The organism is Candidatus Enterococcus huntleyi, from assembly GCF_009933175.1.
Taxonomy (GTDB): Bacteria; Bacillota; Bacilli; order Lactobacillales; family Enterococcaceae; genus Enterococcus_K; species Enterococcus_K huntleyi.
In genome coordinates this window covers 22,894-39,124 of sequence record NZ_MAEJ01000014.1, presented here as the reverse complement: position 1 = coordinate 39,124, position 16,231 = coordinate 22,894, and the positions used below count along the sequence as shown (strand labels likewise).

Genomic DNA, 16,231 nt, shown 5'->3' with positions numbered 1-16,231 from the left:
TAAGTTATTGATTTATCCTTTGACTGTCTTGTTTTTGCCAAAAGCTATCGATCGTTTTTTTCAATTGATCCGCAGTAAAAGCCGTTTCGTATTGTCTCCAATGAGGTGGAAATAGTTCTTGGTAACGAGGTGTTTTGAATCGTCGATCGAGTAACAGCACTACCCCAACATCAGTCGCATCACGTATGACACGTCCGGCTGCTTGAAGAACTTTATTCATGCCTGGTAGCTGGTAAGCATAGGAAAAACCATTACTTTCGGTCTCGTCATAATATTCTTTAATCAATTCTTGTTCATGGTTCATTTGTGGCAAACCGACTCCAACAATGGCTGAACCAATCAAACGAGTCCCTTTTAAATCAATTCCTTCAGAGAATATCCCGCCTAATACACAAAACCCGATAAGTGTTTTTTCAGGATTCATTTTGAATTTATTCAGAAATGCTTCTCGTTCTTGTTCATTCATATTAGTATCTTGAATAACTAGTTGAACATCTGGATAAGCCTGTCTAAAGCCTTCTGCAATTGTATCTAGGTACTGATATGAAGGGAAAAAAGCAAAATAATTACCTGTCTTCGCTTGAACCAAATCACCAATTGCAGCAATCACCGCTGCTTCACTTGACTGCCTTTTTTGATAAGTGGTTTCGATATAATTGGCAACCACAATTTGTTGGTTTTCCTCTGGAAAGGGACTCGGCAAGCGATACGCTAAGCTTTCTTTTCCGCCTAATACCCTTTGATAATAAGGCAGTGGTGAAAAACTTGCTGAAAACAATAGACTGGCCTTTCCTTTATTTAATGAAGACTCTAAAAAGTCTGAGGGATCAATACAAAATTGGCGTACGTATAAATCGCCTTGTTTTCTTTCAATCGTTGTTTCGTAATGGTCGTCATAATATTCGCTCATTTTAAGAAAACCTAACACATCAAAGTAAAAAGACAAGACTTTAGGCTGAGCACTATCTTCAGGGAATTCAGCGAGCCACTCTTTCATCTTTTCGCTCAGCTTATAGAGTTGATTAATCAAACTCTCAGCGGGTTGCTTTTGATGATGGTAGGTCCAATTATCCTCTTCAGCAATTTTCTCAATCGCCAAAAACTCTTTAGAGACTTTTTTTAATGCACGCTGAATTTTTTTGTGTTCTTTTCCCAGTTCTCGCATCACTTCTTGACAGTGATTTTTAGTAATCGTCGCAGAGTACATTTCACGAGAACGATTAACTAAGTTATGGGCTTCATCAATCAGAAAAATATTTTCTTCATTCTCTTCTTGCTCAAAGAAGCGTCGTAAGTAGACTTTCGGATCGAATAAATAATTATAGTCCCCAATAATCACGTCACACCATAGACTGATGTCCAACGAAAGTTCAAATGGACACAAGGTATGTTTTTTGGCATACGCTTCGATTATCTCGCGATTCATCTGGTTTTCATGATTCAAGATATCCCAAAGCCCTTCATTTAGGCGGTCGTAGTAGCCATTCGCATAAATACAATGTTCGGGAGTGCAATTGCGTTCAGTCAAAAAACAAATTTTGTCTTTTGCAGTCAGGGTGACACTCTTAGTCTCGGCGCCAACCTCGCTGAGTGCAACTAGCGCATCTTCCGCTACTTGTCTTGTAATTGTTTTGGCAGTTAGATAAAAGACGCGTTCCCCTTCCTCCTCGCCGATTGCTTTAAGCGTAGGAAAAAGCGTCGAGATTGTCTTCCCTGTACCTGTCGGCGCTTCAGCAAATAATTTCTGTTTGGTGCGAATCGTCTTATAGGCCGCTACCGCTAATTCTCGCTGTCCTGTCCGATATTGATCATAAGGGAATTTTAATGCCATCAAAGAAGCATTTCTGACTGTCCGCCAGTTTTCCCGAAAAATCATCCATTCTTTATATTCGGAAACTAATTGATCAAAAAACTCTTTTAAGTCTTCTGCCGTAAAATGTCTGGTTGTTCGTGTTACTTTTTCTTCTATTGTTTGAAAATAAGTCAATTGTACGGTTAGCTCATCCAATTCGTTTTGACTCATATAAATATGCCCATAAACCATTGCTTGGTAATAAAATAAGTCGATTTGTTCAGGCTCTAAATCTTCAAATCTCGGCTCTGACGTTTTTATTTCGTCGATATACCACTGACCCTCTTGTTCAAAAATGCCATCTGCTCGACCTTCAATTGTTAAGGTTAGATCATCAAAAATGACTTCCGTCTTTAAAAAGACTTCTTTTTGGTAGGCCTCACCTGCTTCTTTTTGCAGTTTACGATGAATTCTGGCTCCTTCAAGGGCTGTATGATTGCTGTTGTTTTTTCCAGAATCGATACTGCCTTTTCTTAGAATGAATTCAACTAACTGTCTGACTGCAATTTTTGATTGTTTCATGGGGCCTCCTTCCTAACAAACGAACGTTCGCCTTCACTAAAGTTTAATTATAGAACAGTTACTAGAGATTTAAAAGAAGGAAGCGTCCTTTTTCTCATTGAAAAAGTCGGCTCCCTGTTGTGGTATATAAGTAGTAGCTAATAGAACAAAAAAAATTCCCTGCGGATAAACAGGGAAAAAGGATAAAGAATTAGGATTTCTTTGGATAAGTTCACTATAGACTAGTTTTCTTAGAAACTCATGAAAACCTGATAGTCTTCTGTTTAGAATTCCCTCCATATTTTCATAGAATTTGATTATTCAGAAAATTCCCCGCTTTCTTTGTTCCAGCCTATTTATTGAGGTATACTATAGTAGTAAAGAAATTTTGAGTTACGTTTAAGGAGGACCTTTATGAATATCAAACGAATAATGACCGGACCTATCCAAGAAAACTGTTACCTCATTTCAAATGAGCAAGCAGTCTTAATTATTGACCCAGGCGAGGACGCCCAAAAGATTATTTCTGAAATCACGACTATTGGTCAACAGCCAGTCGCCATTTTATTAACACATACCCACTATGACCATATAGGAGCTGTTGAAGAATTGCGTCACCATTATCAGGTGCCCGTATATGTTAGTCCTTTAGAACAAGCTTGGCTAGGCGACCCAATGATGAATCTTTCTGGCTTAGGCAGACATGACGATATCAATAATATTATTGTCCAACCTGCGGAATATGAGTTTGAGCTGAAGGACTATCTACTTGGAAATATGCGTTTTACAGTAGTCCCAACACCAGGGCATTCTATTGGCAGTGTCAGCTTTATTTTTGATGACTTTGTTGTTTCTGGCGATGCTTTATTTAGAGGCAGCATCGGACGCACAGATCTTCCTACTGGTAATCTGGAACAGCTACTGACAAGTATTCAAACACAGCTCTTCCCTCTTCCTGATGAATTCCCAGTCTATCCAGGTCACGGAGATGCAACAACGATTGAACGGGAACGAAACACCAATCCCTTTTTTAACTAAATTATTTTTTGAGGAGTGTAGCAAATGACAGAAACAACTTTATACGTCGTCAGACATGGCAAAACAATGTTTAATACCATTGAAAGAGTTCAAGGTTGGTGTGATACACCATTAACTAAAGAAGGCCAAGAGGGTATTCATTTTTTAGGTTTAGGCCTACGAGAAGTCCCTTTTGCTGAAGCCTATTCCAGTGATAGTGGTCGAGCAATTGAAACAAGCCGTATTATCTTGGGGGAACATGCCAATGGACGTGAGATTCCTTATTCAATTGATAATCGCATTCGCGAATGGTGTTTTGGTTCCTTAGAAGGTGGCTACGACAAGGAAATGTGGGGTGTTGTTCCCCGTGTACTTAATTTTCAAAACTACGATGATATGATTGCAACTGACGTGACCTTCAAGCAGATTGCTGAGGCTATTCTAGCTGTCGACACTGCTGAATGGGCAGAACCCTATGATGTCTTGAAGAATCGTGTCTGGTCTGGTTTTGAAGATATTGCGCATCGTAGAGAAAAAGAAGGCGGCGGGAATGTATTAGTCGTTTCCCATGGTCTCACAATTGCCTTCTTATTAAACCTTATTGACGCGAAACAACCCATTCGTGCCGGCTTACAAAACGGTAGTGTCACGAAACTTACTTATAAAGAAGGTAAATTCTCTATACAAGAGATTAATAATGTTGACTACATTGAAAATGGGAAACAATTATCAAAAACAATTCTAAGTTAGTCTCAATATTCTAGTGAACTTGTCTAAATCCCCTTTCTAGGAAGCAAGTGTTTCTTAGAAAACGTGTCATTTAGGCAAGTTTTTTATGTGTCTGATAATAAATGATTCATTGTGTAAAAAATTTCAAGTTTTTTATAAAGAATCGCGGTCATATCAAAAATAGTTTGGTTTTCCTTTTAATAACAGGTATACTAAACTTGTATTTTTTTGTCTGAAAGGAATGAAATTATGTTACTAGAAAATATTTGGAAAGCAATTGTTTTAGGGATTGTTGAAGGAATCACCGAGTGGCTACCAATCAGTAGTACAGGCCACCTAATTTTAGTCGATGAATTTATTAAGATGAATGTCAGTGCTGATTTTACCAAGATGTTTAATGTCGTCGTTCAGCTGGGGGCTATCATGGCCGTTGTTGTGTTATATTTCGACAAATTGAACCCCTTCTCTCCTAAGAAATCAACCATCGAAAAAAATGATACATGGACCTTGTGGTTTAAAGTCGTTGTTGCCTGTGTGCCAGCGATTATTATCGGACTTCCCTTGGATGATTTTTTAGAAGCACATTTCCATAAATTTTTACCAGTTTCACTGATGCTAATTATTTATGGGGTTGCCTTTATCGTTGTTGAAAGAAGAAACAAAAATGCTGCACCGAAATGTACGTCACTGAATGATTTTACTTATAAAGCTGCTTTGGTTGTTGGGTTCTTCCAAGTTTTAGCTCTTATTCCTGGGACTTCTCGCTCTGGGGCAACGATTCTAGGAGCAATTTTGATTGGTGCTTCTCGTTTTGTGGCAACCGAGTTCTCTTTCTTCCTAGGGATTCCAGTGATGTTTGGTGCTAGCGCTCTTAAAATTTTCAAATTCATTAAAGCCGGAAATTCATTTGATTTTCAGCAGGTATTCTTGTTATTACTAGGAATGATTGTTGCTTTTGTCGTTTCGATTATAGCCATTAAATTCTTATTGAACTATCTTAAACGAAATGATTTCACTGTATTTGGGTGGTATCGAATTATTTTAGGTGTGATTCTTATCGGTTATTGGCTAATTACTTTATAATTAATTTAAATGGAGTACAGAGTAAAATCTGTACTTCTTTTTTTGCACTTTTATTGATAATGACTATCATTAGTATTTATCGAATTACTCAGAAAAATCAATTGATAATCACTATCGTTCTCAATTAGAATATTTCATTATCATTTAGATTTACAATATGCTATGCTTACTTCATAAGGAGTGATTCCCATGAGTAAATCTGAAAAACAAGCTTTGTTCTCGACCTTATCGTGCTTATTATTTATGATTCTAGCCTTCATTTTTGAAAAAAACAATTTCTTCATTTATCCCCTTATCTACGGTTTTGCTATTTTTTCTGGTGGTTGGAAACAAACATTTGAAGGATTATCTGAACTATTTACTGAGCGGACATTGAGTGTTGACTTATTAATGGCTCTGGCTGCAATCGGCGCTTGCTTAATTGGCAATTGGTTTGAAGGTGCGATGCTGACCTTTATCTTTTGTCTCAGTGGTGCATTAGAAGAATATACAACGAATAAAAGTCGCAAAGAAATTACTTCTTTGATGCAAATGAAACCAACTGTTGCTCAAAAGTTACTTCCCGACGGGCAAACAATTGAAGTTGAAGTTTCTGAGCTCGCTATTATGGATAAAGTCCTCGTTCCCAAAGGAGCCACGATCCCGATCGATGGAGTGATTCATAGTGGTCAGAGTAGTATCGATGAAGCTGCCATCAGTGGCGAGTCGATTCCTGTCGAAAAATCAATCGGTGCCGAAGTCTTTGGCGGAACACTAAACACAGGAAATCCCCTCGTTGTCGAGGTAACGAAGACAAGTGAAGATACCCTTTTCGCCAAAATTATCCAACTGGTAGAAGAAGCGCAAGCTATCCCTACTAAAACGGCCTCATTTATCGAAAAAATTGAAAATGTCTATGTAAAAATTGTGCTAATAGTCGTTCCTTTATCAATTCTGATCCCCTTTTATTTTTTAGATTGGACTTGGGCAGAGAGTTTTTATCGCGGGATGGTCTTACTAGTCGTCGCTTCTCCTTGCGCGCTTGTAGCATCGGCTACGCCTGCAACGCTTGCGGCAATCTCGAATGGGGCTAGAAATGGCGTCTTATTTAAAGGGGGCAGTTTCTTAGAAAATCTTGCTCAATTAAAAGCAATTGCCTTTGACAAAACTGGCACTTTAACCGAAGGAAAACCGGTTGTGACGAACAGTCACTTCCTTCAGGACGAAGAAGCGTGTATCGCGATGGTGGTTGCTATGGAAAAAAATAGCAGCCATCCTTTAGCGGAAGCCTTGACTCGACAGTTCAGAGTTGATTTGTCGCAAGAATTAGCTTCACTGGAGATTGAAGAAATTGCTGGATTTGGTTTACAAGCAACGGTTAATAATCATTGTTGGAAAATTGGAAAACATGCCTATAGCCCAACGGATACCTCTGTAACAGCTGAGACAAAACAGCACATTAAACAATTAGAAGCAGAAGGAAAAACTGTTATTTTCTTAGCAAAAGATGATCAATTAATGGCATTTTTTGGCTTACTGGATGTCGCAAAACCCGAAGCAGCGTCTGTCATTGCTTATTTTAACAGCCAAGGGGTTCATACAACCATGATGACAGGCGATCATAAAGGTACAGCACAAGCGATTGCCAAAGAAACCGGGATCGAGACTTATTATGCAGATTGCCTACCCCAAGAAAAAACACAGCGAATCCAAGCTGAAAAAGAAATCTATTCGGTTAATGCGATGGTTGGCGATGGCATCAATGATGCACCAGCTCTCGCTACCGCTTCAATCGGTATTGCGATGGGTGAAGGCACGGATATTGCGATGGATGTTGCTGATATCGTGCTAATCAATAATGATTTATCTAAGCTTCAGATGAGCCACATGCTCTCGCTCAAACTAAAAAGAGTCGTCACTCAAAATATTATCTTCTCCGTCGGTGTGATTATTCTACTAATTTTTTCTAACTTTTTTCAATTTATTAACTTACCGATGGGCGTCATTGGTCATGAAGGCAGCACCATTTTAGTTATTTTAAATGGCTTGCGGTTATTGATAACACTTCCTGTTGAGACGGATCAAAAACGAAAATCACCAAAAGATAAACTTCCGACTGATTGTAGCACCTGCCCTCTCTATCAAGTGGCTCATAGTTAATAGATGAAATAGAAAGACAAGTCTCCTGGAACCTTGATTAACGGATTTTAGGAGACTTGTCTTTCTATTTTGGTTCAATCCACACAAAAGCCAGCGTCGTTAGACGCTGGCTTTTTGTTGGGCATGTACCCAGATTCACTCAGTCTTTTCAGACGAGTTGCTTATTTTTTAGCTCTTCTACGTTGTTCTAAAAGTGCCACTAACGCGATCAAGCTAACACCTAGATAGCTGACGAATGGGTTAATTTCTTCCCCAGTCTTCGGCAATTTCTTCTTAGGCTGTTCTTTCTTCGGTGCTTTTGGTGTTGCCGGTGTTACTGGTTTCGCTGGTGCTTTTGGTTCTGTTGGATCTTTTGGATCAGGTTGCTTGATTTCAGGTGTATGTTTATTCGTGATTGTCTGGTTAGTTTCATCCAGTTTTGTCACAGTTGCCACATAGCCTTTGACTTCGCTAATTTCTTCAACGGTGTACTCGATTACTTTACCGTCTGCTTCTTTAGCTAATTCAGTCCAGCTTGCTGTCCAATTATTTTCTTCAGACAAGGTCACGATTGGTTCAACTGGTTGCCCATTTGCGAGTAATTGAACCTCAATACTCTTCGCACGTAGCTTGTCTTGGTCGTTGCTATCATCCCAAACTTTGTTGACAGTCAGACTCGTTGTTTCTGGTGTGTAGTGGTTAACTACATCAAAACCATCATAAGTTGGTGTATAGTTTTCGACGGTTTCTTCACTGATTGTATAGACGATTGGTCGTTCATCAGCTAATTCTTGTAGATTGTCAAAGCTGTAAGCCCAGTCAGTTTCTGCTGTTACTTCACGGCTATCAACTTTCACGCCATCTGCTAACAGATTAATCGTGATGCTCGCTGGACGAGCGCCCGCTTTGTTGTCTTCATCATCCCACGTTTTTTGACCGATAATTTGAATCACACGATCATCCACTTTTGGTGTGTGGTGGTTAGTAATTACAACATTCGCTGGATCACTGGCATCAACAGTTGCCGTGTAACCTTCTACTTCGCTGACTTCTTCTACTGTGTAAGCAATCGCTTTGCCGTCTGCTTTTTCAGCTAATTCAGTCCATGTGTGCTTCCAATTCATTTCGGCATCAAGCGTTACTGGCTCGCCAGTTGCTTTGCCATCTGCGAACAATTGAACCTGAATCGTTGTTGGACGTAAACCATCTTTGTCCTCGCCATCCGCCCAGACTTTATTTACAGTCACGCCAGTTTGACCTGGTGTGTAGCTATTTGTGATATCAAAGCCTTCGTAAGTTGTCGTGTAATTTGCCACGGCTTCTTCAGAAACTGTGTAGACAATTGCTTGTCCTTTCGCAAATCCTGGAAGGTCTGTGAAGCTATAGTTCCAGTTTCCTTCTTTATCAGCTTTGACTTCTTGGCTTGCGACTTTCTCGCCATCCGCCAATAAGTTCACAGTGATTGCTTCTGGGCGAACGCCGTCTTGATTGTCAGCGTCGTTCCAAGTTTTAGAACCTGTTACTTCAGTTGTTGCTGGTGTGTGACTGTTCGTAATCACTACGTTCGTTGGATTACTTGCATCAATCGCCTTCTTATAACCTGTCACATTTCCAACTTCTTCGACTGTGTAAACAATCGCTTTTCCATCAGCTTTTTCAGCTAAGTCAGTCCATGTATGTGTCCAGCTGTTGGCTGCATTCAAGATAACTGCTTCTCCCTGTTTTTCACCGTCTGCGAACAATTGAACTGAGATGTTCTCAGGACGTAAACCGTCTTGATTGTTTTCATCAGCCCAGACTTTATTTACAGTTACGCCAGTTTGACCTGGTGTATAGCTGTTTGTGATATCAAAGCCTGCGTAAGTTGTCGTGTAATTTGCCACGGCTTCTTCAGAAACGCTGTAGACAATTGCTTGTCCATTGGCAAATTTCGGAAGATTAGTGAAGCTATAGTTCCAATTGCCTTCTTTATCAGCTTTGACTTCTTGGCTTGCGACTTTCTCGCCATCCGCCAATAAGTTCACAGTGATTGCTTCTGGGCGAACGCCGTCTTGATTATCAGCGTCGTTCCAAGTTTTAGAACCTGTTACTTCAGTTGTTGCTGGTGTGTGACTGTTCGTAATCACTACGTTTGCTGGATCTTTTGCATCAACTGTTGTTGTGTAGCCTGTAACATTGGCGACTTCTTCAACTGTGTAAGCAATCGTTTGACCATCGGCTTTCACAGCCAAACCAGTCCATTCATGCTGCCATAAGTTTCCTTCATTCAAGGTAACTGCTTCGCCTTTTTCAGCTCCATCAGCGAATAATTGAACTTGGATACTTGCTGGACGTAGACCGTCTTGGTTATTGTTATCTGCCCAAGCTTTTGTAACAGAAATACTTGTTTTTCCTGGTGTATAGCTATTCTTAATATCATTTCCAGTGTAACTTGTTGAGTAATTCGGTACCGCTTCTTCAGTAATTGTATAGTTAATTTCTTGACCTGCTTTAAATTTATCTAGATTTGTAAATTCATAGCGCCAATTACCTGCTTCATCAGCGGTTACTTCTTTACTAGCGACTTTCTCGCCGTCAGCAAGTAAATTCACGGTAATGCTATTTGGACGAACGCCATCTTGATTATCCGCGTCATCCCAAGTTTTCACACCATCTACAGCAACTTTTTCTGGTGTATGCGTATTAGTAATCACAACATTGCCAGGGCCAGTCACTTGAGACGTTGTATAACCTGCGACAGTGCCAACTTCCTTGACCGTATAGTCAATCGTTTGTCCGCTAGCTTTGACAGCCAAGTTAGCCCAAGTGTGTGCCCATAAATTATCTTCATTCAACGTAATTGGTGCACCGGTTGCAACGCCATCCGCATACAATTGAACGTTAATACTTGCTGGACGTAAGCCATCTTGGTCATCGCCATCTGCCCAAACTTTATTGACAGTAATAGCTGTTTGACCCGGTGTATAGCTATTCGTAATGTCAGTGCCGGTATAGCTAGTTGAGTAGTTAGCTACCGCATCTTCGGTAATGGTGTACGTAATTTCTTGGCCAGCTTCAAACTTATCTAAACCAGTAAATTCGTAATTCCACTCCCCGTTTTCATCTGCAGTCACTTCTTGACTAGTTACCAGTTCACCATTTGCAAATAGATTCACTTGAATGTTATCTGGACGAACGCCATCTTGATTGTCCGCGTCATTCCAAATTTTCTTACCAGTTACTTCTGTTTGTTCTGGTGTGTGACTGTTCGTAATCACTACATTCGCTGGATCATTTGCATCAACAGTTGTTGTGTAACCAGCTACTGTGCCAACTTCTCTGACAGTATAAACAATTGTTTGACCATTCGATTTTTCATCCAAATTAGTCCAATCATGATGCCATGAGTTATCGTCACTCAATGTAACTGGTACGCCGGTTGCGACGTCATCTGCATACAATTGAACATCAATACTTGTTGGACGTAACCCATCTTGATTATCATTATCTGCCCAAGCCTTGGTCACAGAAAGACTTGTTTGGCCTGGTGTATAACTATTTTCAATAGTATAACCTGTGTAGCTAGTTGAGTACCCTGGTACCGCATCTTCAGTAATGGTGTAGTTAATTTCTTGACCATTATTAAATTTCGGTAAGTCTTTAAATTGGTAAGCCCAGCTAGTTGCTTCTGATACGACTTTATCAGCAATCTTCAACCCATCAGCTAATAAATTCACGGTGATACTGTCTGGTCTTACGCCATCTTGATTATCAGCGTCAGTCCAAGTTTTCGATCCATCAACATCGACTTCTTCCGGTGTGTGCGTATTCGTAATCACTACGCTTCCAGGATTAGTTGCTGTCGTAGTCGTATACCCTGGTACTTCACCGACTTCTTCGACTGTATAAACAATCGGTTGACCGGCTGCTTTTTCATCCAGAGTATCCCATGTGTATGTCCAAGTAGGTGCCGTTAATGTTTCTGGCGCGCCTTGAGCTACGCCGTTCGCATACAATTGAACCTGAATACTTGTTGGACGAAGCCCATCCTGGTTATCCATATCTGCCCAAACTTTTTCGACAGTCACAGCCGTTTTACCAGGCGTATAACTGTTTTTAATATTCGTACCATTGTAGCTAGTTGAGTAATCTGGTACTGCTGTTTCGGTAATTGTATAGTTAATTTCTTGGCCATTTTTAAATTTATCTAGATCTGTAAATTCATAGGTCCAATTACCCTCATTATCTGCTTCCACCACTTGACTACCAGCTGGTGCGCCATTTGCAAATAAATTCACGGTAATACTTGTCGGACGTTTGCCATCTTGATCGTTGGCATCATCCCATGTTTTCGTTCCACTAACAGTCGTTTTAGCTGGTGTATGGCTATTAGTAATCTTCACATCAGCCAGATTATTTTGATCAATTGATGTGGTATAACCTGTTACACTATCCACTTCTTTGACTGTATAAACGATTGGTTGACCCGCCGATTTTTCAGCAAGATGTTCCCATTTGTTTGTCCAATTTGGTGCCGCTAAAGTAATAGGTGCCCCCTTAGCTACGCCATCCGCATACAATTGAACCTCAATGCTGGTTGGACGAAGGCCATCCTGATTCTCATTATCATCCCAGACTTTACTTACAATAACTGCCGTTTCACCCGGTGTATAGCTATTGGTAATATCAAATCCAGTGTAATTCACTGAGTAATCTGGCACAGCTTCTTCACTAATTGTATAAGTGATTTCTGTCCCATTCTTGAATTTTGGTAAGTTTGTAAATTCATATTTCCATTCACCAGACTGATTAGCTGACACTACTTTACTTTTTTCTATAACTCCATCAGCTAATAAATTAACGGTAATACTTGTTGGACGTTTGCCATCTTGATCGTCAGCATCGTTCCACGTTTTCTTACCTGAGACAGTTATTTCCGCCGGTGTATGGCTATTAGTAATCTTCACCTCAGCTGGATTTGTTGCATCCGTTAATGAAGTATAGCCAGTTACGCTACCCACTTCTTTAACGGTATAGTCAATCGTTTGACCCGCTGCTTTTTCATCCAAGTTCTCCCAGGTATGTTTCCATAAACCAGCTTCAGTTAACGTTACTGGCGCATCTTTTGCTACGCCATTCGCAAATAATTGAACATCGATACTTGACGGACGCAGACCATCTTGATCATTCGCGTCATCCCATAACTTAGTCACTTGAACATTCGTTTGCCCTGGCGTATAACTGTTCGTAATATTATAGCCATTGTAAGTCACGGAATAATTTGGTACCGCCACTTCACTAATTGTATAAGCAATTTCTTGACCATTTTTATATTTTGGTAGGTTAGTAAATGAGTACTGCCAATTTTCTTCTGCAGTTACGTTTTTACTCGTCTCTTCCACACCATCAGCTAATAATTTAACTGTAATGCTAGTTGGTCGCACGCCATCTTGATCATTGGCATCTACCCACGTTTTCGTTCCAGTTACGCTAGTTTGTTCAGGAGTATGACTGTTAGTAATCGTAAATTTACCTGGATCACCTTCAGTAACCACCGTCGTGTACCCTGTGATGCTGCCAACTTCGGCAACTGTATAAGTAATCGTTTGGCCAGCTGCTTTTTCTGGTAAATTATCCCAAGAAGCTTTCCAGTGATTACCTTCATTTAAGGTAAGTGGTGTACCTGTAGCCGTGCCGTTCGCATATAACTGAACCGCAATGCTGTTTGGACGCAAGCCATCTTGATTATTGCCGTCATTCCAAACCTTCTTCACTTCAACCTTCGTTTGTTTCGGTGTATAGCTATTGGTAATATTGTAACCATTCATTGTCGTTGTGTAGCTTGGTACTGCGTCTTCAGTAACTGTGTAATCAATTACTCGACCATTTTTATATTTTGGCAGATTGGTAAATGAGTACGCCCAATTACCATCGCCATCAGCAGTAACTTCTTGATCCTTAACCTTTTCATCATCCGCAAATAGATTCACCATAATGCTATCTGGGCGAATGTTGTCCTGGTTATTGCCGTCGTTCCATGTTTTCGTACCACTGACAGAGATAGTCTCTGGCGTATGCGTATTTGTTACCGTCGCATCGCCAGTCTGATTATCTGTCGTGATCGCACTCGTGTAGCCTGCGACTGTACCAACTTCTTCGACAGTATAATTAATCGCAGTACCCTGATTGGCTTCAGGTAATTCTTTCCATGTATGTGACCAATTGTTTCCATCATTCAAGGTTACTGACGAACCTTTCAAAACTCCATCCGCATACAATTGAACTTGGACACTAGTTGGGCGTAAACCATCTTGATTGTTTCCATCGTTCCAAACCTTGGTCACCGTTTTCTGTAGTTGACGATGATTCACGACATTCGCAACAAATCCTTTGGAGTCAGACTCTTTGATTTCAAATTCATCCGTTGTTGTTGTCGCCCCAATCGGTGTCGTAACTTTGGTAGTTGCTTGATAGAATTCACTATCTGGGTCAGTAAAATCAACTAACTCGACTAAGCGATAGATGCCCGGATTTAATTTCTTGTATTCGACTAATCCTGAGCTATCTGTTGCTCGAATAGCTGTACCGCCATCAATCGGTGTGTAGTCAACAAAAACCCCCGCACCATTTTTTACTTGTAGTTTAAATTCGATACCAGGTAAGATTGTGCCTAATGCATCTTTTTTAAGAATCCGGATACTGCCTTTTTCACCTGTTTGAACGCCGGCAGTTACATCTTCATAACGAACACCTGCATCATTTGATTTAACGTCGCCGCCATTCCACTCAAATTCAGCTATATTCTTATAAATGTCGGTGCCGCCTTTAACGTCCACTCGGAAATTCAAGCGGAAGGCTGGTGCTTGAAAATCAATCGCCTCTAGGAATTCAAGCAATCGCTCTCTTCCAGCAACTGTTAATTTCCCATCATTATATAACTTATCGATTCCCGTTAAAGCCACATCTTTTTTATACTTAATTTGATTTGAAGTAGATGGCAGTGAACCAAAGTTCAAGATTATTGTTTCGATTCCCGCACTATCTTTATAAATTCCATAAGTAAGCTGTGGACTTGCTTGCACACGTCCTTTGAACGCCTCTTTTGATTCGCCAACATTCTGGTTAATTTTCGAGAAGCCTGGGTGCGTAATCGGTGCACTCGTGCCCATTTGAATTTGCCCCATTGTGAATGTACCGTCTCCGTTATCATACATCGTCTTGATACTCGAAGTGAGGACAAAAGACCCTTCTACAAATGACGTTCCCTCAGCTAATTCATCGACAAGCAATAAATTATCTTTAGCTGGAAAAATTCCCGTCTCATAATATTCTCTCATCGATTTATAGTTGATGTCTAAGTTCCAACCAAGTTGATTCAAGCTACCACCAGAAACGAGTCCACCCTTCATGGCATCGGAAGCAACTGGCCAAGGATCATCTGGAATTTCAACAACTGGTGATGGCACGATATCAACTTCCATCATATCCTCACCATTAATAATGATATGTGAATTATCGCCAACTTTATTGGCTGCACCAATCGCTTCAACTGTTCCGTTTTTCAATAAATCCTTAGATTCAATTTTGTCATTAAAGATGACCTTAAAACGATTATCATCAATTTGCCATTGACCAATAACCACGCCATCTGAAATCAAATCTTGAAGATTGGTATTTTTAAACGAAAAGTTTTCAATGGATAACGGAATTTTTATAATATCGCCCGCAACCGCATTTAATTCAGGAATTGACCAGTCTACTTCAAACTTAACTGAATCCCCCAACATGATTGATCCGCCCGCAGGAACTGGTGTCCAATCGTTTTGTCCGATAGGTTTCTTATAAACCTTCAAGCCTTCAATTGAAACACTAGAAGTCAAATCTGCAGCAAATGTCGCTTTGCCATTCTTTGTTTCTTTTTTCGTTTCTTTCTCTTCCTTAGACTCTTCAGTTGAATTCTCAGTAGAAGATTTCGTAGTTTTTTCTACTGTAGCTTCTGTGGATGCTACCGGTGCTTCTTCTGAAGAAACTGCTGGCGCACTTGATTCCACTGTTGGTTGCTCATAGAAGAGTGTCCGTGTTAATTGGTCCTCAAAGGAAATTGTCTCTTGGTTCGCATTGTTTGGATTCACCGTTTGAGCATCTAGTTTTAGTGTGCCACTAAAGTTTTTAATTTCAACCTTATCGCTACTAGTCAGCTCCTCATTATTCTCAGTGTAACCAGCAAATGTAAATATCAACTGCTTGTTTCTAACCTGATATGTACCTAAATCATTTCCCAGATTTCCTGCTTGGTCCGGAATAGCCAGGTTAGCAGGTAATTGTTTCGAAACGATCAATTGTTGACTGACTTTACTCGATGTGGCTAGTTCCCAATCTAGCACAATCTTTATATTGTCATTTTGTTTGATCGTATTTGCTTCTGTAACCTCATTTCCTGTATTATCAACTAATTTGACATTCTTATACCTCACGCCGTTATCATTTACTACAGCGAAAGCATTGACAGGAACTACACTTGACAAAATACCCAGCAAGCCTATAATAGTCAAAATTTTTCTCAATCTATCCATTCATTCTCCTCCTATCACTATAAACAGAAAAAGATGTTAGAAAGCTGCTATAAAATCGACTATAGAACAAGAAAATGAGATTTATTGCTGAATAAAATTTCGAAAATCATTCATCACACTGGTATTCAGCAATAAATAATTTTTTCTGTATAGCATTTAAGCACTTTCATTTCCTCCTAATATTATTAACTTTAAAATTGATCCCCTGACAAATCCAATTTATCCATATCTTGAATTTCTCACAATTTGCAAGCGTTACATAACGTAGCTTATTTTAAAAGCTAACGTCTACAATTAGAAGGACACCTAACTTCTTTTATGTGACTTTTCAAATCTTTTGCACGTAGCCAAAAGCATCTCAAAGCCGTCCTTCATTCTT

Annotated in this window: 6 protein-coding genes; 4 read left to right on the top strand and 2 right to left on the bottom strand. The window is 39.9% G+C overall.

What is annotated here, in order from left to right; all coding sequences use genetic code 11:
* Window positions 1-4 precede the first annotated feature (4 nt).
* Window positions 5-2,374, bottom strand: coding sequence for an ATP-dependent DNA helicase (locus BAU15_RS09325; RefSeq protein WP_161842483.1), 2,370 nt, complete (start codon window positions 2,372-2,374; stop codon window positions 5-7).
* Window positions 2,375-2,767: 393 nt separating this feature from the next.
* Between BAU15_RS09325 and BAU15_RS09320 the strand changes: the two genes are divergently transcribed.
* The 4 genes from BAU15_RS09320 (at window position 2,768) to BAU15_RS09305 (ending at window position 7,321) form a co-directional block, all read left to right on the top strand.
* On the top strand, window positions 2,768-3,391 hold the full coding sequence (locus tag BAU15_RS09320) for an MBL fold metallo-hydrolase (protein WP_161842482.1): 624 nt from the start codon (window positions 2,768-2,770) through the stop codon (window positions 3,389-3,391).
* A gap of 24 nt (window positions 3,392-3,415) precedes the next feature.
* The gene (locus tag BAU15_RS09315) at window positions 3,416-4,120 is read left to right on the top strand and encodes a histidine phosphatase family protein (protein WP_161842481.1); all 705 of its coding nucleotides are present in this window, start codon (window positions 3,416-3,418) and stop codon (window positions 4,118-4,120) included.
* 228 nt (window positions 4,121-4,348) lie between these two features.
* Entirely contained in the window at window positions 4,349-5,182 is an 834-nt protein-coding gene (locus BAU15_RS09310; protein ID WP_161842480.1) for an undecaprenyl-diphosphate phosphatase, read from the top strand.
* 189 nt (window positions 5,183-5,371) lie between these two features.
* Entirely contained in the window at window positions 5,372-7,321 is a 1,950-nt protein-coding gene (locus BAU15_RS09305) for a heavy metal translocating P-type ATPase (protein ID WP_161842479.1), read from the top strand.
* A gap of 161 nt (window positions 7,322-7,482) precedes the next feature.
* Here the strand turns inward: BAU15_RS09305 and BAU15_RS09300 are convergent, their stop codons facing one another.
* A complete protein-coding gene (locus tag BAU15_RS09300) occupies window positions 7,483-15,852 on the bottom strand; it encodes a Cna B-type domain-containing protein (protein ID WP_161842478.1) in 8,370 nt (2,789 codons plus the stop codon).
* Window positions 15,853-16,231: the final 379 nt, after the last annotated feature.